Raw genomic sequence first — 23944 nt, forward strand, 5'->3', positions numbered from 1 at the left:
GGTCGGCTTAGTCAGTTTTTGCTTGTTGGGTAAAGCGCGTTAACGTGTCTAACAGCATTTGTTCTTGGAATGGTTTACCCATGTATTCATTCACCCCGATATCAAACGCGCGTTCACGGTGTTTTTCACCGGTACGCGATGTAATCATGACAATAGGAATATGCTGGAGCCGTGAATTATGGCGAATATGGTTGGCCACTTCAAAGCCGTCCATACGTGGCATCTCAATATCCAATACAATGACTTCAGGTAGCATTTCTTGCAGTTTTTCTAGCGCATCAATACCATCCGTTGCCACTTGGGCCTCATAGCCGTGACGTTCTAGTAGGCGCGAGGTGACTTTACGTACGGTTACTGAGTCATCCACAATTAGTACCACGGGTTTGTGCGCTTGTTTGACCGACTTATTGGCTTTTTGCTGCTCGACTTTGGCGATATTGCTGACATTACGCATCAATGCCACCAAGTCAAGAATGAGCATGACCGAGCCATCACCCATGATGGTGGCAGAAGAAATTCCATCGATATGGGAGAGCTGACGACCGAGCGGTTTGACGACCACTTCAATACGAGAGCCTGCAATCATATCCACTTGTAGCGCCATGCGCTGACCTAAGTCAGTACGAATAATAATCACTGGCACACTGCTTGACTGGTGCGCTAGTGCATCCACCGGGTCACTGCCGTACAAAATCTGATTAAGATAGCGCAAACGATAGGCTTGTCCATCGATATTGATAGTATCGGCATTCGTGGTATAAAAGTTAGCAATCGCATCGATATTGACCCGCATCACACGTTCAATTTGCACCAATGGTACAGCAAAGTATTTATCCCCTGCCCTCACCATCAAGGCATCAGACACCGCAACTGTCAATGGTAGACGCATGGTAAAGCGTGAGCCTCTGCCAGGCTCAGAGTCGACGGTTACTACACCACCCAGCTGCTTGACTTCGCTTTGTACCACGTCCATACCGACACCACGACCCGAGATTTGTGATACGGATTTGGCGGTGGATAGACCCGCGTTAAAGATATATTGCATGATATCCAGTGTCTTTAGACTGGTATCTTTGGCAGAAATCAAGCCTTGCTCAATCGCTTTTTCGCGTACCGCATTCACATTAATACCGCGTCCATCATCGGTTAAGTTGATAACGATTTCACCGCCTTCACGCAGCACTTCAAGCGTGATTAAGCCTGTTCTTGATTTACCACTTTCAATACGTTCTTGCGATTTTTCAATACCATGGTCAACGGCGTTACGTAGCATATGCTCAAGCGGCGAGGTAATACGCTCAAGGATATTACGGTCAATTTCACCTTCATCGTTTAGGATTCGCAGTTCAACAGACTTGCCAAGCTCGGTGGCTGTTTGACGGACGACCCGTTGCAGACGTGGCGTGATACGCGAGAATGGCACAGTACGTGAATCCATCAACCCCTCTTGCAAATCGGACTGGGTGCGTGATAATTGCAGTAGCAAGTTTTCGGTTTCACGGGTTTTATCGAGCATGGTGGTTTTGATGTCTAACAAGTCCGATGCCGATTCCGAGAGCGATTTTGACAGTTGGTTGAGCGCTGAATATTGGTCCATCTCTAACGGGTCAAAGTCATTTTCTAATTCATGTTCCTCACCAATTTGTGACAAAATTTGAATCTCAAGCTCAGTTTCCATACGGCGTAGCTGATCTGCTAGACGCTGTACGGTTGCGCCCATCTCTTCGATATTGTTTGATAGACTCGATATACCCATCTCGATTCGTGAGCGGTTGATCGCGGACTCACCTGATAGGTTAATCATACGCTCCATGGTACTTGCAGAAATCCTAAGCGTCTCAGCATTAAGGCTCGATTGATCTTGCTCAGATTCAAAGTTACCCGTCATCAGCGGCATGACGCTTAGGTCGCGCTGTTTGACTTCTAACGTGTCTTGCCCGAGACTACTGCGATAGATATCAATTTGTTCAATTTGGCTGGTGAGGTTAACATTGGGGATTTCTTTTAAGCTATCAGGCTTTCGCGAGAATTGTTGCAGCGCTGCAACCAACGCCACCGGCGTTTGTGGGTTAAATTTATTTTCTAATACATAAATCGCACTTGCTAACCAGTCATGACACACCGCCAATAGGTTACCAATCATCCGAGTGGCAGGTTTGCGGCGGCTGCCTAGCTCTTCGTAGATGGTTTCCATTTCGTGCGCTAATGTAGCAATCCCTTCTGCACCGACCATTCTTGCGCCACCTTTGATGGTGTGCAATTCACGTTGCAAGGCTTGTAATGCTGCAAGATCACTGTTATTACTACGGAACTCTTGTAAATGCAGGCTGCTGCTATCAATCAGCTCTTTGGCTTCTTCAAGATACACTTTTAAGATATCTTCGTCAGGCTCTTGACCTTTCCAAGTCTCTAAACGACGCTCTTCAAAGTTGTTAATAATTTCTTCGATGTAGAGTGGATCATTTTTCGCAAGTGCGCTATCACCCTCTTTGGCAGGTTGTTTTTGCTCTATCGACTCTTCAGGATTGGCTTCAACAATCAGTGGCACCGCAAATACCAAGTCCCGACTTTGTACTGTGCCGGCGATGACCTCATCGATTTGGCGGGCAAAATCTGTGGCTTCAAAAGAGCGACTAAATTGTCGAACTTGCTTGAGCTGTGAGGCAATGGTTTCATGCAGTTTTTGTAGCAATGAAGCGGTATCGGTATCACTAGGTAAAATACCTTTGTCAATGGCGTCATACACTTGCTCACCACGTAGCGCCATCTCGACGATACTCGATACCCCGATTAGCTCTGCACCCCCTTTTAATATGTGCATATAATTAGCTAGTTCTTTGACCACCTCTAGATTGCTAAGGTTATTGAGCCATTGGTTGTAGTAATTTTGCACATCGGGCTGAATGGTTTGCACTTCATCTAAGAAAATCTGCAACAGTTCATCGTCGGTAGCGATTGTCTGGTACTCGATAGCATCCATCTCAGCTTGGTACTGACTTTTTGCCAATAATTTTCTTAAAGTTTCAATCGCCTCTTCATTGATATTGACGCGCAGTCCTGCTGCAATGGCGTCAAACATATTGATGAGCTGATTGTGTAAGCCCATTAAGCCATCATAAATGGCTTCATTTTTGGCAAATTGCGGATAATCAGCAAGTTTTTTATAGGCAAACTGTAAGGTACTTGGAATGATAAAATAGCTCAAACCTTCAGTCGCTTGCGCAAGCCTTGACGCTTGCTGTTCAAGCTGCTCGGCATAGGCACTAACTTGTTCGCTCTCACCAGCAAACCTAGCCTGTGCTTGCTGATCGGCATCGAGTAAGTCATCAATCCCAAGCGCTATCAAGTCTTTGACCGTCAGTTTTGTGCTTTCATAAGATTCGGCATTGGCATCTGTTAGCCGCTCAATCAAGTCGGACACAATGTCGGTGTTATCTTCTACCACCGTCACATCATGATGGATTTTATGCTCATCAATGTAGGTTTGTAGCAGATCTTTGGCCTCTTGCAAGGTCAATAGCTGGCTGGCCGTGAGCGGCATTTCATTATGTAATAGGTCGCCCAGTGCTTGTTCTACCGCGGCGCTTAAGTGATAAACATTATTAAGTCCAATCAGGGCTGCGCCACCACGTAAGGTATGGAATGCACGTAATATGGCATCAGGCACATGCGTTGCAGGCTCACCCAAATGGTGAGTAATAAAGTTATCAATATCGGTCAATAACTCGTCCGCTTCTTCAATAAATACGTCATCAGCGACATCCATTTCACTACTGATGTCACTAATGCCACTGACATCCTGTAGCGCTTGCGTTTGTGCGGTGGCGTGACCAGACGAAAGCGCCACATCTGTGTGTGACGCACTTGGCGAAGCTGCTACTTGTCCCCCAAAGGCGGATAAGGCTTGATGGTAGCTAAAGCTGTCGCCATGTTTTTTGGCATAGCTATTAGCGACAGCTTGCCATAATTGAATCACGGCGGGATAGTCTGTACGATTTTGGGCAAAAATCGTGATGAGCCCACCAAATGCCTCAATGACATCACTAACTAGACGTAAAACCCCCTCATCAACCGCTATGGTATGATCAAGCACGCGATTGAGCATGTTTTCAATCGACCAAGCAAGCTCCCCTAGCTGATTGGCGCCAACCATACGACCTGAGCCTTTTAAGGTATGAAAACCTCGGCGGATTTCTTTTAAGGTATCAAAATCATTGGGCTTGGCTTGCCAAGCTTGGTTAAGCGGTGCAATCGTCTCGATAACTTCATTGGCTTCTTCGATATAAATTTCTTGAATATCGGCATCGCTGACCGCATCTGTGACCGTCGTTAGCTGTTCATATTCGCGAGCCACCACCTCAGGTAAGGCATGAATATCCCCTGTAGTTGATGGCGCAGTGTCACTTGCAACCTCAATGCCTTGAGCCATATTATCACTGTCTTTAGCCTCATTAGCACTGACTGGTACAAGGCTATCTAAGCCATTGGTTTCTGGCAGACCTGTGTTAATCGGCTGCTGCTGTAATAGATTAGTCGCTTGCAATACCGTAACCGCAGGGTCAATACTTGGCGCCCGCCGCTGCTGAAAATCTTCAACCAATATCGGCAGTTTGCGATGGGTATCTTTGATAAAGCCCACTAACGCATCACTAACCGCTAAAGTACCATCTAGCACACGGTTGAGCATGTTTTCTACTGCCCAGCACATCTCACCAATTTGATGAGCGCCCACCATACGACCTGAGCCTTTTAAGGTATGAAAACCTCGGCGGATATCTTTGAGCGCGACTAATTCACGAGGGTCCACTTCCCATACCAGAATTTGCTCACCCAACTCAGCAAGGACTTCTTGCGCCTCTTCAATAAAAATATCTCGGATATCTTCATCCATACTATAGTCATCAGCTTTGAGGGCTTGCCTCGCAGCCGCTAGCGCTTGCGATTCTTGCACGCCAGTCGTTTGCGTGACAGCCGTTTGCTTGATAGGCGCTTCTGAAGCCGTAGCTAGCACTTGTGTTGGTGCTTTCATATCACTGGCAATATATTCGCCTCCATCATCGTAAATCACCGTATCACTGCCAAAGTGCTTGGTTGGCGCTATCACTTCGGCGGCGGTTAATGGCATTTCGATTAAGCGATTAAGCAATAAATTGGCACGGTTAAGCTGAGTTTGGGTTTGATCCAAAAATTCTTCATTAACAGACTGATTGGATAAATAATCCAAAAATAGCTCAAAGCGGGCAAGCATGTCGGCGATGGCATCACTGGCTTCCGCGCTTAATACCTGTACCGAATTTTTATGCATACGACTAAATAATAAGCGAATTTGCTCGACCAATTCTTTGGGACGTGTTAATCCTAATGCCCCAAAAACTTGAATAGTGGCAATCAATTCGTCATTGACAGTTAATTTATTTAAATCACGGGTTTGGATATATTGATTAAACGACTGTTTGATATGTTCAATATGCACGCGCGTTTGGCGCACCGCTTCATTTTGCGGATTGCTGGCATAAGCAAAATGCTTTAAGCCAATTTGGCTATCAAGGATTTCAACCGTTGACAACAACTGGCTGTAAAAATCTTGCAGCTGGCGTTCTACCTGCCAACTGAGTGATGACGCCATAAAAGTATCTTGCGTCATCAAGCGCACGTCATCGATAATTTGCGCCATTTGGTTTTCATAAAACACCCAACCGCGATTTGCCAAACTGTTTTTGACCGATTCAAGCAGCGGCAAAATGGTGAGCGGCTCATGCACTTGGTAAATAATTTTTTCAAGTTTTTCTAATACTTGACTAAATAGATTATCAAGCGTGTCACTACTATTGATATCCAAGCTTGATAGCAGGGCTTTAGTATCATGCGATTTATGGGTTAACGCATTGAGCGCTAACAACACATCAACTGCCAGACGCGACACGGTAATATCAGGGGTGAGAGTCAAATCATGCGTCAGCAGCAATGACAGACTGTTTAACAGCGAAGCATTAGCGGTTGGCGCAGGTTGCTCATTGATGGTTAGATTATTGCACCAAACCGCGACCAACTGCCAAAATTGACGCCAGGCAGGATTGATAGCAGCCTGGGACAAATAGCCCGCAACTTTGCTCAGCGCATCTAAATGTTTGCTATCGTTGGTCGCGTTTTGTAGTAGTTGCAAACTGTTATAACGCCAGACTTTGAGTAACTCATCGGCTTGGGCACTGTCCCATGGGTGTTTGATGTCTGGTGTGGCTAATTGGCTTAAAAATAATAAAGCATTGTCTGTGACAGGTGGGATGGGCTCATAAGTTGATGCTATGCCAAGCAGCTGCTCAAAATAAGCGATTCGGTCATTGACCCAATCGGTATGAATCTGCTGTTTAGCTTGTACTTGTTCAATGTCAAATTGCAGCAATCTCACCGCATGGCTGATTTGACTAAAATACTGCGGGGATAAAGTTTCTTGCTGAATGGCGATAGTGGTTTTATCAAGCGTTTTCGCCAGTTTTGATAAGGCTGGCTGGTTGGCAAGCGCGAGTGCACCGGTGATTTGGTGCAAATGTTGACCGATTAACTGCCACGCTGGGGGCGCGTCATGTCGTTGTAGCAACTGGTTAAGCTCACCAAATACGTCTTTTAAAACCGGCATCAACCAGTCTAAGGCGATCAAATTACGTTGTTTACTCATACCATATTCCTAGGACAACGACTGTCAAAAACGATGACGATTTTTCTCGATTTTAACTTAGCTGTAACGCAGTCGTTTATTAATTTCTTATATCACTTAAAATAACTTACCCGCTGTCTGGCGTCAACTCAGGTTGATAGCTTTTATACCCTTCAATATTGACTTAACTGGTTAGCGCTCAATATTTGCTACTGCTTTGAGCCAATCTGGTGCAACCGTTTTGCAATAGCCATTGATTGTCGGCATGGCAATTTGCTGTAAATCTGGATCACTAAACCCCAGACTTTCACCTGCGCCTAACAACAAAATACCATCATCCGCCAAATAACGGGCTAAATAACGCACGATATCACGCTGCTCAAATTGGCGAAAATAAATTAACAGTCTTGCCTCTACCCCAGTTGTTATCGGTGAATAACTTATTATCGGTCATGACTTGGCGTTAAAAAATCTCAATCAATGATTAAAACAAGCGCTTCCAACCCCTCATCTAACACTTATACCCTTATCTACTACTTATACATTTATCTACTTATAAATTTATCTAACAGTCATAAAAAGAAAGGTGGTTAAAACCACCCTTTATTTTAGCCAACTGTTGATTACTAAACCTAATTAAGCATTAGCCATTAAGCGTTTGCTGAAGCATCATCTGGCAATTTAAAGCCCGATACTGATTCTTGAAGCGCCGCCGCCATCTCATTAAGCTGACCGATTGAACGAGCGACCGCCATGGTACCTGAAGTAGTTTGCGAGGTAATATCTTGAATGACGTTCATGGTATTTGAAATATGACCCGCTGAGGCTGCCTGCTGACGCGCCGCATTCGAGATACTCTGAATCAATGATGCCAAGTTGTTAGATACAGCTTGTACTTCTTCAAGCGCCTCACCCGCGTCTTTTGCAAGTTTTGCACCGCGTACAACTTCTGCGGTGGTTGATTCCATCGACATCACCGCTTCGTTCGTATCTGCCTGAATGGTTTTAACCAGTGTTTCAATCTGTTTGGTCGCTGTGGCTGAACGTTCTGCTAGGCGCTGAACCTCGTCAGCAACAACCGCAAAACCACGCCCTGCTTCACCCGCCATCGATGCCTGAATCGCCGCATTAAGCGCAAGGATGTTGGTTTGGTCAGCAATGTCATTAATCAGTCCAACGATATCGCCAATCTCTTGCGATGATTCACCGAGGCGCTTAATACGTTTTGAGGTTTCTTGAATCTGATCACGAATGGTATTCATACCATCGATGGTACGTTGTACCACTTCTGCCCCGTTATAGGCAATCGCAACCGAACGGTCCGCAACCGCAGCAGATTCGGCGGCATTTGAAGATACTTGGTCAATAGACACCGCCATCTCATTAATCGCTGCAGAGGCTCCCGCAATCTCTTGCGCTTGGCTTTCAGAGGCTTGGGCTAGTTCAACTGCCTTTGCCTGGGTTTGGTCAGAGGCGCGAGCGACTCGCTCTGCGGTGACGTTAATCGCAGAAACCAGTTGACGCAATTGGTCAATTGCAAAGTTGACCGAGTCTGCAATCGCACCTGTAAAGTCTTCTGATACCGTTGCGTTCACGGTCAAGTCACCTTCCGCTAAGTCACCTAACTCATCAAGCAAACGCAAAATCGCCATTTGGTTACGTTCGTTTTCTTCTTGGATTCTGCGGGCACGTTCAGATTCAACCTCCATCTCATGACGCTGACGCAGCGTTTCACGTTCACGTTCTACCATTTCGCGATGGGTTTTGGCACTAATCTGGCGGGTCAAAAAGTAAATCGCCCCAATGACGCCTAATACAATCAAAATAGAGGGCAACCAAATCGTCAAAAAATTATGGGCAACACTATTCTGTTGACGTACCAAAATCATCAATTGGTAGAGTCGATAAATAAATGCCAAACTAGCAACACCACCACAAATACTTGCCCAAATAATCCAGTTGATTGAGTCCCCTCTATTCAAACGATAATTACTCTTGCCAGGCCCGACCGCGACAGGGGAGTTGGTATTGGTACTTAGGGTCGAAGTTTTAGTATCCATGATATGGTAAACCCTCAATTGTTTTAATGAGTTAGAAAATTAGGTTATAACGCTGCTTCTAAATAACGCGTGTCTTGCGCCAATAAGCTTGGCATAAACACATACCAAATCTGCTCGTTTTGTCTAAAACGACCATGCGTATACTGCGCGAGCGGCGAATCGTTCGGCATCTCGATAGGCTGATATTGCCCACGACTAAAGGTTTGGATACCCAATACCTCATCAACTTGTAAGCCACTAAACAGCTTGGGTTGATCAATCACCAAAATCTTTTGATTGCCTGATTGGTAATTTAAGCCTGATGGATGTAAACCTAAGAAGTTCGACAAATTGGTAATCGGTAATAACCGTCCCCGAACATTGGCAATCCCTAGCAGCCAAGGTTTTGACAAAGGCACCGAGGTATAGGCAGGCAAAGATAGTACCTCAGCCACATCACCGAGTGGGGCTACCAAGTGATGGCCACCTAACGAAAACGCGACCCCTAGCCACTGATTTCTTTGGTCAAAGTGGGTACCTTTTTGTCGTTTGATACCGCGGTTAGCGAGTCGTAAAAGCTCGATAAAGCCGTTTGAGGACACGAAACCTACTCCATCACGGCGCAGATTACAGTGATTAAGGCTTCTTCTGTAATCGGCTTACTGAGATAATCCCGTGCGCCTTGGCGCTTGCCCCAGACGCGGTCAGCTTCTTGATTTTTAGTACTGATGATGATGACAGGGATATGACTGGTTTTTGGGTCACGGGTAAGTTTGCGGGTTGCTTGGAAGCCATTCATCTCTGGCATGACCACATCCATCAAAATCACATCGGGGAAAAACTCATTGGCTTTTTGAATTCCATCCTCGCCTGTATGCGCTTCAATGACTTCGTGCTGATGACGAGTCAAAATATCTCGAAATTTTGCCATTTCTGATGGTGAATCATCAACTACTAAGATTTTGGCCATACACTTACCCTTTTACCTAATTATTGATTGCATTAATATTTTACTGTTTTGTATGTCGATGGGAATAAAAACCCAACAGCACAACGGTTAAACTAAACACGCATCCCAAATCTACGTCTAGCTAGGTTGCAATCTGGGCTTATATTTCAGTCATATCGAGTGATTGCAGACTTTAGGGGTTAACAACAGTTGCAAGCAATGGCATGCTGTTTAGCTTCAACCCAGCGTATAAAGAAGCACAGCGCATTAAGACGCAGGACGATGACGTTCAATGGTATCAAATAGCTCTTCTTTACTAAATGGTTTGGTCAAGTACTCATCTGAGCCGACGATACGACCGCGCGCTTTATCAAACAAGCCATCTTTTGATGACAGCATAATCACGGGCGTGGCAGCAAAATCTGCGTTGTTTTTGATTAGTGAACAAGTCTGATAACCGTCGAGGCGTGGCATCATGATATCGACAAAAATCAAATCTGGGTTGGTATCCGCAATTTTTGCCAACGCATCAAAGCCATCAACGGCAGTAGTCACCTCACAGCCTGCTTTGGCAAGTAACGTCTCTGCGGTACGACGAATGGTTTTTGAATCGTCAATAATCATGACTTTTAGGCCTTCAAAATTTGCATCCATAATATTTTCCTAATGGTTGTTTCGCTATGATTTTGCTACCCATTGTCCTATAGCGATTGCTCAAAACTTTAAGTTATAGGCGTTGGGGCAACTATCAAATGATGCCTCAACCCTCAAAAGCAACTGGTACAATTTTTGACAACTAAACAAAGCTATTCTAAATAATTTTTATAAGATTTAACAAATATTTCATACAGTATAGTTACAAACCAACTGTATGGTGATATTTTTAAAATACTACCATACTTTTTTGCTGCAAAGTATGCTTAAATCGATGCACTTACCGTTCATTTTTAACATCCTATGATGATTCAGGTTCGATCTATTGACTGTTTTGTAGATTGCCCATACACCCATGTTAATATACACGGATTCCATGAGATAGTGACACATCTTGAGATAAGCTTAGAAAAGTTTATTGCACTGGCTATTTCTACATCGTTTTATATTTTTTTAAGTTGATTGTTTGCGCTGAGGACGTCTCATTCATGATAACATCGAAGTTTATCACCAAAGTTCTACCATTAAGCCTAGCCGTGGCTAGCGCTGTTATTAGTTTGAGCGGTTGCCAAAAACAGCAAAACGATAGCAAAAGCCCGCTGTCAACCCAAAACACTCAAGTTACCACCGCGTCAGCCACCACGCAAATCGCCAATAACGAGATTCAGCTATTAGCCGCCGATGTCATCACCGCCAAAGCAGACCGATTTGAACCGAGCGTCACCGTGACAGGGACACTGCAGCCTTCAGACCACACAGTGGTACAATCAACCGTGAATGCACAAGTGCAGCAAGTGCTGGCCGATGTGGGTAAAACGGTAGCAAAAGGTGAGCCACTGGTGCGACTTGATATCAGTGATAGTAAAAACCAACTCGCTCAAGCGCAAGCCGATGTTGCCGCCGCCCAAGCACAAGCAATCGTCGCCAATAAACTTGCTGAGCGCAACAAAATTTTGCTCGAGCAAGGCTTTGTCTCACAAATAGAGTATGAGCGTAGTGTGGCAGACAGCATTGCCCAGCGTGAAGCCATCAAAGCCAAACAAGCCCAATTAAGTAGCGCACAAAAAATGTTTGGTGATACCACGATTTATGCGCCTACCACTGGGATTGTCAGCAGTCGCAGCGTCAATGTCGGACAGGTAGTCACGCAAAACCAAGCCTTGATGGAAATCATTGACCCCAATAAACTTGAGTTTGCCGCCAATGTCCCTAGCGAAGCACAAACACAGCTACAACTTGGTCAACAAGTGCCTTTTACTATTAGTAATCAAACCAATCAGTACATCGGACAAATTAGCCGCATTTCGCCCCAAGTCGATGCCGCCACTCGCCAGCTGACGATTTATATCGCGGTTAAGCCTTCTCAGCGTAATCGTGGACTTCGCCCGGGCATGTATGCCACAGGCAAGCTTAATTATGGGGTTGCACAAGTTGGGGTCTTGGTGCCGATGTCAGCGGTAATGCTGGAATCTAAAGCACTCGAATCTAGAGCCCTCGAATCTGGGGCAAAAGGCGCAGCCAATAAATCTAGCGACCCATCCGCCACAAGTCCAACTTTAGAAGCAGGCACGATTTTGGTGGTCAGTAAAGACAATGTGATTACCAAACAGCCTATCAAGGTACTCAAACACCTTGACGATACCAGTCAGTATTTAATTACTGGCATCGAGCCTAACACCACAGTGATTGTGGCAAATCTTAATGCCAATGACGTGGGTAAAAAAGTCGTGCTCAAATAACCTACTGATAGTGTTTCATTCACTCATTCTATATTGTTAAAAATTTCACTGTTAAAAATTTTAGTATTAGGAATTTGCTATGTGGCTCACCCGCGTCAGTATCAACAATCCTGTGTTTGCCGCCATGATCATGCTCGCGCTAATGGTCATTGGACTACTAGCAACATTTCGCATGAAAGTTGAGGAATTTCCTAATATTGAATTCCCATTTGTGGTGGTCAATACCGTTTATAGTGGTGCTTCACCTGAAGTCATCGAAACCGACATTACCAAAAAAATTGAAGACCAAGTCAATACCATCGCCGGTGTCAAAGAAGTGACCTCCGTCACCCAACAAGGCCTGTCACAAGTCATCGTGCAGTTTGATTTAAATATCCCTTCCGATGTTGCCGCACAAAATGTGCGTGATAAATTGGCACTGGTGACCCCCACCTTTCGGGATGAAGTCACCACGCCTATCGTTGCGCAGTACAATCCTGCCGATGCGCCTGTGGTGTCCGTCACGTTTCGCTCTGACAAAATGTCGCTTCGGGAGTTATCCACTTACTTAGACAACACGGTCAAAAAACAGCTACAAACAGTCACAGGTGTGGGTCGTGTTGATATATTGGGGGGTCGGCAGCGTCAAATCCGTGTGCTGCTCAATCCCACCCAAATGAATGCCTATAAAGTCTCAGTCAATCAAATTAGCAATGCACTACGCTCAGAGAACGTCGAATTACCTGTCGGTACCATCAACAATCAAAACCAAGAAATGGTGATTCAAGTCAACGGGTTGGTCAAAACACCCAATGAGTTTAACCAAATCATTGTCGCCCAAAATCGCTCAAGTACGGGTGCTATCGTGCCTGTGTACTTATCGCAAGTTGCCGAAGTCATTGATGGGCAAGCCGAGGCTGAGTCAGCGTCGCTACAAAATGGTCAACCTGCGGTGGCAATGGATATTATCAAAATGTCGGATGCCAATGTGATTGATGTGGTTGATAAAACCCAGCAGCGTCTGGCAGAAATCCAATCGACCCTACCCCCAGGTGTCACCATGACGGTGGTGGCTGATAGCTCAAAAAGTATTCGCGGCTCGTTAAATAATGTGGTGCGCACCTTGATTGAAGGAGCGATATTGGCGGTGTTTATTGTTTGGTTGTTCTTAGGGTCGTGGCGTTCGACCATTATCACAGGATTGACGCTACCCATTTCGCTGCTCGGTACTTTAGCGGCGATTTGGACGTTTGGTTTTTCCATCAACATGATGACCCTACTGGCGCTGGCATTATGTATCGGACTATTGATTGATGATGCGATTGTGGTGCGGGAAAATATCGTACGCCATATGGGTATGGGCAAACATCACCGCCAAGCGGCGCTTGATGGCACCCAAGAAATCGGGCTTGCCGTGCTAGCGACGACGCTGGTGATTGTGGCGGTATTTTTACCCGTGGCTTTTATGGGCGGGATTATCGGACGCTTTTTTTATCAGTTTGGTGTGACCGTTTCCACCGCTGTGTTGCTGTCGTTATTCGTTAGCTTCACGCTTGACCCGATGTTGTCTTCGATTTGGCCAGACCCAGATGCCGCGCACCAACATGACCGACTCAATGGGCGGGTATCGTTTCGCAAACGACCAATTGCTTGGCTATTAGCGGGTTTTCAGCGGCTGTTAGATCGGTTGACCAATCTATACAGCCATATTCTTGCGTGGAGTTTACGCCATCGTTTGATAACTGTGCTTATTGCAATTGGCTCACTGGTTGCCGCATTTTTTGCCGTGGGGTTGGTGGGCAAAGAATTTGTCCCGCAAGCGGATATGAATGAAATCAAAGTCAAATTTGAAACACCTGTCAATGCCAATCTTGACTACACCCAACAAAAAGCAGCACAAGTCAACGCGGTATTACAAAGTTTTCCCGAGGTTACCAATACTTATGCCACGGTTAATGCGATGTCCTATAGCGGTAACAATCGGGTACAAGTGAATGTATCGTTAGTACCCAAAGATGAGCGCACGCGCGGACTAGATGCCTTAAACCGTGCCATGCGTGAGCAATTGCAGCAGGTAGGCGGTATTAAAGTTACCTCAGTGGCAGCCGCTGCCATGGCGGTCAGCGGTGGCCTTAAGCCGATTATGATATCCATCAAAGGCAATGATTTAAATGAGCTGCAACGTTTATCCAATGAGTTTATGCAAAAACTCTCAAACGTCAATGGCTTGGTAGATTTGGAAAGCACGCTTAAACAGCCCAAATCAATGGTCAATGTCACCATTAACCGAGAAGCAGCAAATGACGCCGGTCTTTCGATTGGGCAAATCGGACAAGCATTACGCCCGCTGCTGGCCGGTGACAATGTGAGCACCTTTAAAGATGACAACGGCAACAATATCGATGTCAACGTGCGCTTAAATGACGACAACCGCCAGACCATCTCGCAACTACAATCCATGTACTTGTCATCAAGCCGTACGGATCAAAATGGTCAACCAGTGCTAGTGCCGCTATCGCAAGTGGCGAATTTTAGTGAAACCTTAGGTGCACCGCAAATCAACCGGCGTTCGCTGTTTCGTGAGGTGGTAGTCCAAGCCAACACGGACGGCAGACCGGCAGGTGATATCGGCGCGGATATCACAAAAATCCAAAACGAGATGAAACTGCCGCCCGGTTACAGCTTTGCGGTACAAGGCTCTAACAAGGACATGGCAGAATCCATCGGCTACGCAACAACCGCGCTTGGACTGGCAATTGTATTTATCTATATGTTGTTAGGGTCACAGTTTAATAGCTTTTTATACCCTGTGGCGATTATGGCATCGCTGCCGTTATCGCTGATTGGGGTGTTCTTTGCGTTATTTTTATTTGGCTCTAGTCTTAATATGTTTTCTATCATCGGCATTATCATGCTGATGGGATTGGTGTGTAAGAATGCGATTTTACTCATTGATTTTATTAAAGAATCTTTATCAAACGGTTTGAGCCGTAATGAAGCTATTATGCTGGCAGGGCAAACGCGCCTGCGCCCAATTTTGATGACTACCGCTGCCATGGTGATGGGGATGATACCGCTGGCATTGGGCATTGGTGAAGGGTCGGAGCAGCAAGCACCGATGGCACACGCCATTATTGGCGGGGTGATTACTTCAACCTTATTGACCTTGATTGTGGTGCCTGTGATTTATACCTATTTAGATGACGGCAAACAGCGGTTTTTGCGATTATTTGCTAAAAAGAAAGCAACAACCCTTGCCATAGAGCGCCACGACTCATTTTAAGCAATAATTCATTACAATTTTATACAGTGTAAAGAAACTTAAGAATGAGTAGCCCGGTACAATTTTAAATTGGGCTATGCCTTAATTAGATTAATTGGGCTGCGTGATTGATAGCTGTATGATTGGCAGCTAAGAAGTTTTATAAATCTGTGTAAGACACTATCATATTGGCAGTCTCTTGCTTTATGATAATAATCTCTTGCTTATGATTATAGGCTCTTGATTGATGATAGAAGCCTGGCTTTGATGAGCAAAAGCAATAATAACAACTGATTTATTTTAGAGAATTTTTGGAGTTGGTAATGGAAGAAAATAACAGTGGTACTAAAACCGTACTATTAATTGAGGACGATCCAGATTTAGCCGAGTTGATTAGCGAATATTTGGGCATGAACTACTATGAGGTTCAGCATGCGCCAACCGCGACAGAAGGGTTAGAGACGCTATTTAACCCTGCCAAATCCATTGATTTGGTGATTTTAGATTTGATGTTGCCGGATATGGATGGTATGCAAGTGTGTCAACGTATTCGACAGCACAAAGATAGCCGTCTGGCGCAAACGGCGATTATCATGCTTACCGCCAAAGGTGACACTACTGATCGTGTACTGGGCCTTGAGATGGGCGCGGATGATTATGTCTCAAAACCATTTGAACCGCGTGAACTATTGGCGCGTATCCGTGCGGTCATGCGTCGTCACGACCTGCCGCTTCACCAGCAAAAGGAAGATAACTTAGTATTTGGTCGCTTAAAGGTTTATCCAGATAGCCATGAAGTGACGATTGATGATGAGCCGGTACGTTTGACCACCCACCAGTTTCAGTTATTACATTACTTTGCTACTCACTCAGGTAAAGTATTGAGCCGTGAACAGCTCTGGCATGCGATGCCAAACGATGACAGCAGTGATAACATCGACCGTGCCATTGATGTGCATATTTCACGTCTGCGCGCGTTGATTGAAGATAATCCTCGTCAGCCAAAACGCATTATCACGGTGCGTGGTGTCGGTTATCAGTTTGCCACTGACCAAGTGTAAGAATGTAAGATTGCTTGACAAATTTAACACGCAAAAGGTCATCATCCTTGGTTATTTATGCTAGCAAAGCTATTATAATAGCCTGTGATGACCCACAATTTTTGGATTCTGTGTGCGATTGAGCGGCATAAAATTTAACAGTGTATTTAGTAAGTTATTTGCCAGCGTTATGCTGGCATTGGTCATTTTTGCAGGGGCAATGGTAGTTTTAAGCCATTTGGTACACGATACTTCTGCCAACACCCGTCACCAAGTCATTGCCAGCCAAGTCACCCAGCAGCTAGATCCGCTACTAGTTGAGCTGCGTACCGCTCAAGACCAACAAAAAAATCTCGAAACCCGCTATTTACTTGCCCTCGTACGCCGTAGTTTTAATATCTATAGCGATTCACTCAACGCTAAATTTGGTCTATACGATGGCAAAAGTGGCGAAGCAATTATGATTATGCGTGGGCTGCCTGCCACCTTACCGCCAAACCCGCCATTTTTTTTATCCTTGTTTCCTAGAGATGATCCAAAACACCCGACCGAAATTCAAGTCAATAGCCAATCAGGTTATGTACTGCTATACCAATCAAAACTTAGTAACCGCCGTGCGATTTCGCCCGCGATTAATTTACTGACAGGCACCTTGCTACTGCTGCTCATCATGTCGGGCATGTTATGGATGATTGCGCGCACCATGACATGGCGTATCAATCAGCTAAGTCGGCAAATCACCCAACTGGGTGATGGCGATTTCTCTGCCCGTGTCACACCCGTGGGCAACGATGAAATTACCATTTTGGCACGTGGTTTTAACCAAACCGCTGAACGTATCGAAACCTTGATGAATGCCAATAAACTGCTGTTAGCCCATGCCTCGCATGAGATTCGCACACCAATTACCCGTATTCGTCTACAAGTTGAAATGATGACGATGCTGGCAAGTCAGTTTGACAAAACAATACAAGATAAGGTACAAAAACGTGCTGATGCCATCAACCGTGATTTGACGGGTCTTAATGATTTGGTGGAAAGTATTTTGCTCGTCAGTCGTATGGATGCCGGTCATGCGATAGAAAAAGTAGAAGACGTCGATTTATATGAGTTAATTAAAAACGAGATTCAGCACTACCCACAAGCTACATTTGCGGGTGGTCACGTTATCATTCAAGGACAAGCCAAACTTCTCACCCACCTCGTGCGTAATTTGCTCGACAATGCCCATCTTCATGGCGTCCCACCTGTGAGCGTACAGCTGTATGCCATTGATGATGCGGGTAATCAACTGGCAATTGATGCCCTACCTACCATCCAAAAGAGTACAAAAGATACCCATGCAGAAAAACATAACGATGTTCAAAAAGATAAAGTGGCTTTGCCCGCCCCTATAAAAGATACCACCAGTGACCCCAAAAACGGCGATGACATCACCGTTGACCTCGAAATGTCATCGACAAATAGTCTCGCCGCAACGGACACAGCAGATAGCGAGGCAACTTCGAGCAAACTGGCTAACAAACCAAAAAATAAATCGTCTATTTTTTCACGTAAAAAATCTGACATTGTGCACCTGCCAGAATTTCATCAGGTGTGTATTGCGGTTATCGACCAAGGTACAGGCATTCCTGAAGACAAACGCACCGATATTTTCAGTCCATTTGTACGGTTACAACAAGAGAAAAAAGGTTCAGGGCTCGGGCTATCTCTGGTTGCGCAGATTGTCAAAGCCCATGGCGGTAGTATTATCACCGACACAGTGCATGGTCATACCCGCTTTTTGGTCACATTGCCAACCACACAATCATAACCGCTTTTAACTCTGCTCTGCCTATAGTATGGTTTTGTCACAATTTTTTTGGTTTTCCCCTCTATTATTTAATTAAACCCACCATTCGGCATTTATTTATTCGTTAAAGCGACTAAACGCTGACGACGAGCTGTGCTAAAATTACCTTCTTTTAGCCACTGCAAAATTTTTTATTATCATGATTACCATTGATAACGTTACCAAACGCTTCCAAACCCAAGATGGCAACTGGTTTACCGCGGTAGAGCCGACATCGCTCTCAATCCAACAAGGCGAGATTTTTGGCTTGATGGGTTATTCGGGCGCAGGCAAATCTACTTTGCTACGCTTGATTAATTTACTTGAACGCCCAGATAGCGGCACTGTCACCATTGATGGCAAGGAGCTGACCTCGCTGTCCACCCACGATTTGCGCCATGCCCGTCAAAATATCGGTATGATTTTTCAGCAGTTTAATCTGATGGCAAATCGCACGGTGGCACAAAACATTGCCTTTGCCCTAGAAATTGCCGGGTGGGAAAAAGCAGCCATCATGCCGCGGGTGATGGAATGCCTTGAAATTGTTGATTTGGTCAATCGCGCCGACCACTACCCTGCCCAGCTCTCTGGCGGTCAAAAACAGCGGGCAGGTATCGCACGGGCGTTAGCGCCCAAACCTCATGTAATGCTCGCCGATGAGCCTACCTCTGCGCTCGACCCTGCGACCACCAAATCGGTGTTAGCCTGTCTCAAGGATATTAATGACAAGTTTAACGTCACTATTGTGATTGTGACCCATGAAATGTCCGTGATTCGCAAGCTGTGTAACCGCGTTGCTCTGCTTGATAAAGGCAGATTGCTGGAAGTCGCTGACGTACACTCGGGACAAATTCATGCCACCACGCCGATTGGGCAACTGCTGATTAGTGATGATTAACGGCGCACAAACATGGTCGATGGCTGGATAATCTTTTAAGTTTTAAATTGAATCGTTGGGTAATTTCATGGCAAATACATTAACTTGGCAAAGCGCGGTTGATAATCTTTTGGGGATGAAAGCAGAAATTTGGCAAGCTTTTTGGGAAACACTGATTATGGTGGGTATCTCAACGGTTGCGTCAGTCATCTTTGGCACATTGCTCGGCGTCGCGCTATTTTTGACCAGTAAAAATCAGCTCGCCGACAACAAATCGCTGTATGCAGGACTTGGCAACTTTACCAACATTATGCGTGCTTTTCCGTTTGTGATTTTGATGATTGTGATTATTCCTGTAACTCGCCTCATTGTCGGTACCACTATTGGTCCAATCGCGGCATCGCTTGCTTTGAGTGTCGCCGGTATCTTCTACTTTGCTAGGCTCGTTGAGCAAAATCTGCGTGATGTGCCAAAAGGTATCATCGAAGCGGCGTTATCAATGGGTGCAAGCACAGGGACGATTATTCGCAACGTGTTATTGGTCGAGTCACGCTCAAGTTTGATTTTGAGTATTACTACCTTGATGATTAGTTTACTCTCTTACAGTGCGGCAGCGGGTATGATTGGCGGTGGCGGTCTCGGTGATTTGGCGATTCGCTATGGTTATAACCGCTACCAAAATGACGTGATGATTTTTATGGTGATTCTATTGGTGGTAATGGTGATTATCATCCAATCGGTTGGTAATATTTTGGCGCAGCGTCTGGATAAACGTTAATTTTAGACAGTGGGGGTTTAAAAAATTGTTATTGATGGTTTTTCTAGGAATTATGAAAAAATTTCATATCCATAGGTTAACTCTCAATAACATTTTTTTATGAATATGTTAAGGTAAGCTGATTGTTTTGTCCGTTTATTTTTTCATTTTTGGAGGAAGGTATGAAATTAACGCATTTATCAAGCCACATCGCGCAGCTATTAGCAACTGTAGGGGTGGCAGGGATTGCCCTAGTCGGTTGTAGCAAACCAGAAAGCAAAACCGAAACCACGGCACAAGCCAGCACCACCACAACTACAACCACGACTACCGCAAGCTCAACAACTACCAAGGCAGCAGCAAGCACAGGTATCGACCCAAATAAATCTGAAATTGTGATTGGTACTACTGTGGGCGACTTTGGTGACATGGTCAAAAACTCTGTCAAACCCCAGTTAGAAAAACAAGGCTATAAAGTCAGATTGGTTGAATTCTCTGACTATGTGCGCCCAAATAAAGCCTTAGCCGATGGTGATATTGATATCAACGTGTTCCAACACAAACCTTATCTCGACACCTTCAAAAAGGATAACAACCTAGATATCGTTGAAGCATTCCAAGTACCTACCGCACCGCTTGGCATCTATCCAGGTAAATTAAAGGACCTAAAACAAGTCAAAGACGGTACCACCGTGGCTGTACCGAACGATCCAAGCAACTTTGCACGCGCGCTGGTGATGCTCAACGAACTGGGCTGGATAAAACTTAAAGCCAATATCAACCCACTGACCGCATCAAAAAATGATATCGCAGAAAACCCAAAAAATATCAAACTAGTAGAGCTAGAAGCCGCACAATTACCACGTGCGCGCTCAGACGTTGACTTTGCAGTCATCAACGGTAACTATGCGACCAGCTCAGGTATTAAATTGACTGAAGCGCTGTTCCAAGAACCCAGCTATGCGTATGTCAACTGGTCAGCGATTCGCACCAAAGACAAAGACACACAATGGGTAAAAGACGTGACCAATGCGTATAATTCAGAAGAATTTAAACAATACGCCCACAAAACTTTCCCAGGTTATAAATACCCAGCTATCTGGGGTGAAAACCCTGCGACACCAGCAGCTGCCAGTGCAGCCGCCTCTGCTGCTAAATAGAGACATAATTGGTATAAAAAAAAGAAGCATTAAGCTTCTTTTTTTTATGGTTAAAATTTATGGACAGAATGTTTTACGGTCAAAATGCAGCAACTGATTTTAAAACGCCTAAATTAACTGGAAATAATCTAAAAATAATAAAGGCGTTATTCTGTGAACAGTTTATCTTCAATACTGCGACGCATTTTTTGCCCCGCTTTAAAGGTAACAACGCGGCGCGCTGTGACATGAACCATCTCGCCAGTCTTTGGGTTGCGACCTGGACGTTGGCTTTTATCCTTAATCTCAAAGTTACCAAAACCCGATAGCTTGACTTGGTGACCTTTGGTCAACGTCTCTGACAACTCTGAAAAAAAATTCTCCACAAATGCGCGGCTGTCTTGGCGCGTCATGCCCAAATTTTCCATCAAATGATTGATCATTTCTAATTTGGTTAAGGTTTTTCCTTCAACTTGCATATTCATTATCATACCCACCCTACTAAATGCTCCTATTCTAGCGATTCTAGCAAATACAGTCGATAGTTATTTTTACTTTAAAATCAAAGAAAAACATTGTATCGACTGTCATAATTTGCTAGTCCAAGATTACATACGTAGTGTTGCGTGGTACTGTTCATGTAGCGCAGCGATGACAGCTTCCATTTGCGCATTGATACGCTCATCAGAAAGCGTGGCTTCGAGGTCTTGCCAGACCAGTGCAAAAGCAAGCGATTGTTGATTTTCAGGCAAATTACTGCCAGCATATACATCAAACAACCACACCTCTTTTAATAGCTCGCCCCCGGCTTGTTTGATAGTATCTTTCATTGATTGCATAGCAATCGACTTGTCTACCACCACAGCGATATCACGGCGTACTTGTGGGAATTTACTTGGCGTCATAATGGTCAATGCCTGTTGGTGCATGTCAATCACTGCCTGTAAATTCAGCTGCGCCACCCAAGTGGTCGGCAAATCCAAGGCTTTGGCAATCTGTGGGTGCAACTGACCTAACCAGCCAATCACCTTGCCTTGATAGTGTACATCGGCACTTTGACCGGGGTGTAAAAACAGCTGCTGGCTACGTTGATAACGGATAGCGGACTGCGCAAACCGTGGAAAAACCGATTCGACGTCATTTTTTAGGTCATAAAAATCCATCACACGGCTGTCATGATGCTGCTCTGGATGAGTGCTGCCGACTGCCACCATCGCCAAGGTGTCCACTTGGTTTAAGCTTGCGATATCACTGCCATCAAAACGCAGACCCGTCTCAAACAGACGCACGCGGTTTTGTTGACGGTTTAAGTTATATTGCACACAAGGCAACAAACTAGACAGCAGGGTACGACGCATGACCGCTAAGTCACTTGAGATTGGATTGGCAAGCGCGAGTGGTGCAGCAAAATGCGCCCCATCAAACAAAGCTTCGACTTTGGCATCACTAAAACTAAAACTCACTGCTTCAAAATAACCTTGATTGACCAAGCTCATTTTTAAGTTATGCAGATCATTTTGGCGTTTATTGTCAAACAAGTTACTGGTAAACGCGGGCAGTTTGTTGGCAATATTGTTATAGCCATAAATGCGGGCGATTTCTTCAATCAAATCTTCGGGTAAGCTGATATCAAAACGATGGCTCGGCGGCGTGGCAACTAGATTTTCGCCTTGTAACTCGGTGCTGATTTGTAGACTCTCTAAAATCTCAATGGCTTTGTCGGTGGCGATATCCGCGCCTAACAATTTGTTGATACTGACAATCGGTAGCGTCACTGGCGTACGTTTTGGCAGTTCAGCAGTGTTTTCAACCAGCGTGATTTGACCGACCTTAACCTCACTTGAGCCCTTGCCAAATGTTGCCAATAGATTGACCGCGCGGTCGAGTGCCAATTTTGGCAATTCAAAATCAACACCCCGCTCAAAACGCTGTGACGCATCGGTATGCAAGCCAAAACGGCGTGCTTTACCTGCAATCGCCAACTGTTTGAAAAATGCGCTCTCGATTACCACTCGGGTCGTGCTATCGGTCACTGCGGTGCGAAGCCCACCCATAATCCCTGCTAACGCAATGACACCTTGTTCATCGGCAATCACCAGCTCATCACCTTGTAAGGTAATGGTTTGCTCATTTAAAAGCTCAAGGGTTTCGCCTTGTTGGGCATGGCGCACGGTAATTGCGCCCACCAACTTATCGGCATCAAACGCATGCAGCGGCTGACCGAGCTCAAGTAGTACATAATTGGTGACATCCACCAGTAAATTACGTGGTTTGACGCCTGAGGCATTTAGGGCTTGTTTCATCCAATCAGGTGATGGCGTCGTGCCTGTCAGCCCACTGACCAGTTGCGCGTAATAACGTGGGCAGTCCGTGGTCTCTACGCTAACCGCTTGGCTAGCGTTGTCGGTCACAGCTGCTGTGATGTGGTCAAAGGGTAGTTGAAATGCTAAATCATTGAGCACTGCAAGCTCACGGGCGATACCGCGCACACTAAAACAGTCGCCACGGTTTGGGGTGATTGAAATATCTAGCACATGATTATCTAAGCCAAGATACGCTCGGATATCCATGCCAATCGGGGCGTCTTGTGGCAAAATTAACAAGCCATCAACACCATCATCACAGTCAATCTCACTACCACCACACAGCATACCGTGCGATTCTACGCCGCGCAGTTTGCCTTTTTTAATGTTAAAGGGTTCATCCCCTTGGGCAGGCGGCAGTTTGGCGCCCACCAGTGCCACAGGTACACGCACGCCAGCGGCGACATTGGGTGCACCGCAAACGATTTGTAGGGGTGCTTCGCTATGCTCACCGACATTCACTTTGGCAACGCGCAGTTTATCAGCATCGGGGTGTTGGGTGACGTCAATCACTTCACCGACCACCACACCACTAAAGTCTTTGGCGACTTTATCCAAGCTATCAAGCTCTAAGCCTGCCATCGTCAGTTGTTCGCCAATTTGCTCAGCGCTTAAGTTTGGGTTTGCCCATTGGCGTAACCAGTTTTCGCTAATTTTCATTGT

Annotated in this window: 14 protein-coding genes and 1 pseudogene; 7 read left to right on the plus strand and 8 right to left on the minus strand. The window is 45.3% G+C overall.

The window, feature by feature from the left end:
• Positions 1–7: 7 nt before the first annotated feature.
• The 6 genes and pseudogenes from RNZ41_RS09490 to pilG form a co-directional block, all read right to left on the minus strand.
• Complete coding sequence (locus RNZ41_RS09490; protein WP_314027170.1) at positions 8–6673, minus strand: Hpt domain-containing protein; 6666 nt, start codon at positions 6671–6673, stop codon at positions 8–10.
• 171 nt (positions 6674–6844) lie between these two features.
• Positions 6845–7099, minus strand: coding sequence for a CheR family methyltransferase (locus RNZ41_RS09495; protein ID WP_083106461.1), 255 nt, complete (start codon positions 7097–7099; stop codon positions 6845–6847).
• A 203-nt stretch (positions 7100–7302) separates the two neighbouring features.
• Positions 7303–8337: pseudogene (locus RNZ41_RS09500) on the minus strand (methyl-accepting chemotaxis protein); the annotation flags it as partial.
• Between the two features lie 419 nt (positions 8338–8756).
• Complete coding sequence (locus RNZ41_RS09505) at positions 8757–9293, minus strand: chemotaxis protein CheW (protein ID WP_065254123.1); 537 nt, start codon at positions 9291–9293, stop codon at positions 8757–8759.
• A 5-nt stretch (positions 9294–9298) separates the two neighbouring features.
• Positions 9299–9661: a response regulator gene (locus RNZ41_RS09510; RefSeq protein ID WP_050324979.1), complete on the minus strand. Its 363-nt coding sequence runs from the start codon at positions 9659–9661 to the stop codon at positions 9299–9301.
• 246 nt (positions 9662–9907) lie between these two features.
• Positions 9908–10294, minus strand: a complete 387-nt coding sequence (gene pilG / locus RNZ41_RS09515; RefSeq protein ID WP_050324978.1) for a twitching motility response regulator PilG — start codon at positions 10292–10294, stop codon at positions 9908–9910.
• Positions 10295–10782: 488 nt separating this feature from the next.
• On the opposite strand from pilG, the gene RNZ41_RS09520 reads away from it, so the two are divergent.
• The 7 genes from RNZ41_RS09520 to RNZ41_RS09550 all read left to right on the plus strand — a co-directional run bounded on the left by RNZ41_RS09520 (position 10783) and on the right by RNZ41_RS09550 (position 20939).
• Positions 10783–12033 carry an efflux RND transporter periplasmic adaptor subunit gene (locus tag RNZ41_RS09520; RefSeq protein ID WP_314027171.1) on the plus strand — a complete coding sequence of 417 codons (1251 nt, stop codon included), beginning with the start codon at positions 10783–10785 and terminating at the stop codon, positions 12031–12033.
• Between the two features lie 79 nt (positions 12034–12112).
• The gene (locus tag RNZ41_RS09525; protein WP_314027172.1) at positions 12113–15295 is read left to right on the plus strand and encodes an efflux RND transporter permease subunit; all 3183 of its coding nucleotides are present in this window, start codon (positions 12113–12115) and stop codon (positions 15293–15295) included.
• 302 nt (positions 15296–15597) lie between these two features.
• The gene (locus RNZ41_RS09530; RefSeq protein ID WP_062332572.1) at positions 15598–16335 is read left to right on the plus strand and encodes a response regulator transcription factor; all 738 of its coding nucleotides are present in this window, start codon (positions 15598–15600) and stop codon (positions 16333–16335) included.
• 112 nt (positions 16336–16447) lie between these two features.
• On the plus strand, positions 16448–18127 hold the full coding sequence (locus RNZ41_RS09535; protein ID WP_404932322.1) for a sensor histidine kinase: 1680 nt from the start codon (positions 16448–16450) through the stop codon (positions 18125–18127).
• A gap of 178 nt (positions 18128–18305) precedes the next feature.
• The gene (locus tag RNZ41_RS09540; protein WP_076775052.1) at positions 18306–19043 is read left to right on the plus strand and encodes a methionine ABC transporter ATP-binding protein; all 738 of its coding nucleotides are present in this window, start codon (positions 18306–18308) and stop codon (positions 19041–19043) included.
• 67 nt (positions 19044–19110) lie between these two features.
• Complete coding sequence (locus RNZ41_RS09545) at positions 19111–19800, plus strand: methionine ABC transporter permease (protein ID WP_314027173.1); 690 nt, start codon at positions 19111–19113, stop codon at positions 19798–19800.
• 161 nt (positions 19801–19961) lie between these two features.
• On the plus strand, positions 19962–20939 hold the full coding sequence (locus tag RNZ41_RS09550; RefSeq protein ID WP_314027174.1) for a MetQ/NlpA family ABC transporter substrate-binding protein: 978 nt from the start codon (positions 19962–19964) through the stop codon (positions 20937–20939).
• 146 nt (positions 20940–21085) lie between these two features.
• Here the strand turns inward: RNZ41_RS09550 and RNZ41_RS09555 are convergent, their stop codons facing one another.
• Both RNZ41_RS09555 and pheT read right to left on the minus strand, forming a co-directional pair.
• Positions 21086–21403: an integration host factor subunit alpha gene (locus RNZ41_RS09555; RefSeq protein ID WP_007117206.1), complete on the minus strand. Its 318-nt coding sequence runs from the start codon at positions 21401–21403 to the stop codon at positions 21086–21088.
• Between the two features lie 123 nt (positions 21404–21526).
• The gene (gene pheT / locus RNZ41_RS09560) at positions 21527–23941 is read right to left on the minus strand and encodes a phenylalanine--tRNA ligase subunit beta (RefSeq protein ID WP_314027175.1); all 2415 of its coding nucleotides are present in this window, start codon (positions 23939–23941) and stop codon (positions 21527–21529) included.
• Positions 23942–23944 lie beyond the last annotated feature (3 nt).

The organism is Moraxella sp. DOX410 (genome assembly GCF_032248735.1).
Classification (GTDB): Bacteria; Pseudomonadota; Gammaproteobacteria; order Pseudomonadales; family Moraxellaceae; genus Faucicola; species Faucicola tetraodonis.

Coding starts and splice junctions, on each gene's coding strand:
- RNZ41_RS09490 (WP_314027170.1), bottom strand. CDS start 6,673: ATGAGTAAACAACGTAATTTGATCGCCTTAGACTGGTTGATGCCGGTT.
- RNZ41_RS09510 (WP_050324979.1), bottom strand. CDS start 9,661: ATGGCCAAAATCTTAGTAGTTGATGATTCACCATCAGAAATGGCAAAA.
- pilG (WP_050324978.1), bottom strand. CDS start 10,294: ATGGATGCAAATTTTGAAGGCCTAAAAGTCATGATTATTGACGATTCA.
- RNZ41_RS09520 (WP_314027171.1), top strand. CDS start 10,783: ATGATAACATCGAAGTTTATCACCAAAGTTCTACCATTAAGCCTAGCC.
- RNZ41_RS09525 (WP_314027172.1), top strand. CDS start 12,113: ATGTGGCTCACCCGCGTCAGTATCAACAATCCTGTGTTTGCCGCCATG.
- RNZ41_RS09530 (WP_062332572.1), top strand. CDS start 15,598: ATGGAAGAAAATAACAGTGGTACTAAAACCGTACTATTAATTGAGGAC.
- RNZ41_RS09540 (WP_076775052.1), top strand. CDS start 18,306: ATGATTACCATTGATAACGTTACCAAACGCTTCCAAACCCAAGATGGC.
- RNZ41_RS09545 (WP_314027173.1), top strand. CDS start 19,111: ATGGCAAATACATTAACTTGGCAAAGCGCGGTTGATAATCTTTTGGGG.
- RNZ41_RS09550 (WP_314027174.1), top strand. CDS start 19,962: ATGAAATTAACGCATTTATCAAGCCACATCGCGCAGCTATTAGCAACT.
- RNZ41_RS09555 (WP_007117206.1), bottom strand. CDS start 21,403: ATGAATATGCAAGTTGAAGGAAAAACCTTAACCAAATTAGAAATGATC.
- pheT (WP_314027175.1), bottom strand. CDS start 23,941: ATGAAAATTAGCGAAAACTGGTTACGCCAATGGGCAAACCCAAACTTA.